The organism is Loktanella sp. DJP18, assembly GCF_049310965.1.
Lineage (GTDB): Bacteria > Pseudomonadota > Alphaproteobacteria > Rhodobacterales > Rhodobacteraceae > Loktanella.
Map to the genome: position 1 here is coordinate 1 of NZ_JBMERN010000263.1, position 2479 is coordinate 2479.

Annotated in this window: 3 protein-coding genes; 1 reads left to right on the forward strand and 2 read right to left on the reverse strand. The window is 62.2% G+C overall.

The features are described from left to right. Positions 1–272 precede the first annotated feature (272 nt). Complete coding sequence (locus ACOI1H_RS24875) at positions 273–797, forward strand: L,D-transpeptidase (protein WP_422440942.1); 525 nt, start codon at positions 273–275, stop codon at positions 795–797. 161 nt (positions 798–958) lie between these two features. On the opposite strand, the gene ACOI1H_RS24880 is transcribed toward ACOI1H_RS24875, so the two are convergent. Further along, entirely contained in the window at positions 959–1243 is a 285-nt protein-coding gene (locus tag ACOI1H_RS24880) for an HPr kinase/phosphorylase (RefSeq protein WP_422440943.1), read from the reverse strand. Positions 1244–1246: 3 nt separating this feature from the next. After that, a partial coding sequence (locus ACOI1H_RS24885; RefSeq protein ID WP_422440945.1) for a sensor histidine kinase occupies positions 1247–2479 on the reverse strand: 1233 nt, incomplete at its 5' end.

The following is a 2479-nucleotide window of genomic DNA, read 5'->3' on the forward strand; positions in this document are numbered from 1 at the left end:
GGTTCGGGGGCGGTGAATCATGCAGACCTCGTGGCATCTAACCAGTTAATGGGTCCTCAGCATTCTCCACATCTACTTTTAGAAATCGGCTCCGGGCTGAGTTGAACGGCCATAGATCGGCCATCTTTCGCTACTAAATTTTTGACAAGCTGGTGATCCATCAGGTCATGAATTGTCCGTGCGATACACTTTTTTGGAGCCACGCCATGACGAATCGTCGTAAATTCCTAGCCTTTGGAGCCTCTTTATTGGCCTTAAGCGCGACGGGGGCTGTGGCGCAGGATCTGCTCGCCCGGGAGGATCTCGATACCCTGCCACCGGAGATCGCGCCCCGCGAGGTGGACTTCAACCCGGACCTTCCCGCGGGCGAGATCCACGTCATGCCCGACGAGTTCGCGCTCTACTTTACGCTCGAAGGCGGGCGGGCCGTCCGTTACTCCTGCGGCATCGGCAAGGAAGGTCTCTACGAGGCCGGCACCTTCGTGATGCAGTACAAGGAGGAGTGGCCGACATGGACGCCCACGCCGGACATGGTGGAGCGCGACCCGGACAAGTATGGCCAGTATGCCGAGGACGGCATGCCCGGCGGCATTGACAATCCCCTGGGCGCAAGGGCGCTTTACCTGTTTACCGCGGATGACAAGGACACTTACCTGCGCATCCATGGCACCAACGAGCCTGACACCATCGGCCAAGCTGTCTCCAACGGCTGCGCCCGACTGATAAATGGCGACATCGCCGATCTCTTTGACCGCGTGGCCGAAGGAGCCAAGGTCGTCCTGCATCCCCAGGCCTGAGGCGATCCTTTTTGGGTGCCTGTGCAGCGGAGAGTCCCCGCGGCGCTGATCCGTCAGATGTTATCGGGCACCGACTTGCTCCTAACGGCGGTTGATGCAGGTCATCCCGCCGCTACCGTGGTCGACTTTTGCACCGCCGTTCTCAGCGACGCACGCAAGCCTTAATCTCGATCCGGTCTGCTGAGGATCGTCACATCCGCCGGTGTGGCCCGCAGCAATCCCAGCCCCCGCGCTTCGGTCAGACCGGACAGGACCGGCGGACAAGTGGCAAGGATCCGGTCGCCCCGGCGGGTCAAGTGGACCCGGTCATCGGCGATCAGCACCGCGCCAAAGGCCATCAGGTCCAGTGCCAGCGCGGACTTTCCCGCGCCCGACCGTCCGCGGATCAGCACACCCCGCCCCGCGATGGCGACAGCCGTGGCATGGACGGTGTCAGGACCGGTCATGGGTCAGACCGGCAGGCCCACGACAAAGCGCGCGCCCAGTGGGTCCGATGTGACGTCAGCATCCGTGGGACGAATGTTTTCCGCCCAGATGACGCCACCGTGCGCCTCCACGATCTGCTTGCTGATTGCCAGACCCAGACCGGAGTTGTTGCCGAACTGACCTTCCGGCCGTTCTGAATAGAAGCGTTGGAAGATCTTGGTCAGCGCCCCGTCGGGGATGCCGGGGCCGGTATCCTCGACCACGATCAGAATCCTGTTCTCGCGCCGACGGGCCCAGACGCGGATCGCGTCACCCTCTTCGCAGAACGAAATGGCATTGGTGATCAGGTTGACGAAGACCTGCGCCAGCCGCCCTTCCAGCCCCTGCATCATGATCGCCTGATCCGGCAGGTCAGAGATGTATTCGATCCCGTTCGCACCTGCCTCGCGGCCGAGAAATTCGTTCAGGTTGCCCAGCATCTTGAGCAGGTCGAACGTTTCTTCCACTTCCTTGACCAGTTCGGAATCGAGGCGCGACGCGTTCGAAATGTCGCTGACAAGGCGATCAAGCCGCCGCACGTCGTGTTCGATCACTTCCAGAAGCTTTTCGCGGTGGTCGTCCTTCTTGACGATCCGCAGCGACCCGACCGCCGACCGCAGCGACGCTAGCGGGTTCTTGATCTCGTGCGCCACATCGGCGGCAAACTGTTCGTTCCCCTCGATTCGTTCGTAAAGCGCCTGCACCATTCCGCGCAACGCCCCGGACAGGCGTCCGATCTCGTCCGGACGGCCGGTCAGATCAGGGATTCGCACCCGCGTCGGGGACATCTTGCGGGCATTCTTGTCGCGTCCCAGCTCTGCCGCAGCGGCAAGATCCGCGAGCGGATTCGCGATGGTAGAGGCAAGGACGAGGCTGAGGATCACGCTGACGATGATGCTGACCAGAAACAGACGCAGGACCTGCTCACGTTCTCTGCGGACCAGATCGTCAAGCTCCCTCGCAGCGCTCGCGATCGAGACGACGCCGACGGCGCGGCCATCCTGTTCGAACGGCGTCGCGACGATGAAATTCGTGCCCTCCGCCGTCTGCTGCGTCCGCACGTCGATGCCGTTCTGCATGATCGCGGCCACTTCAGTCGGGTCAAGCGACAGCGCCGCAGGTACGTCGGTCTGACTCGACGGCACGAGGTCATGCAGGGCCGACCAGGCGTGCGACAGGGCATCGGTGATGTATGTCCTGCCGTTTTCACGTTGCAG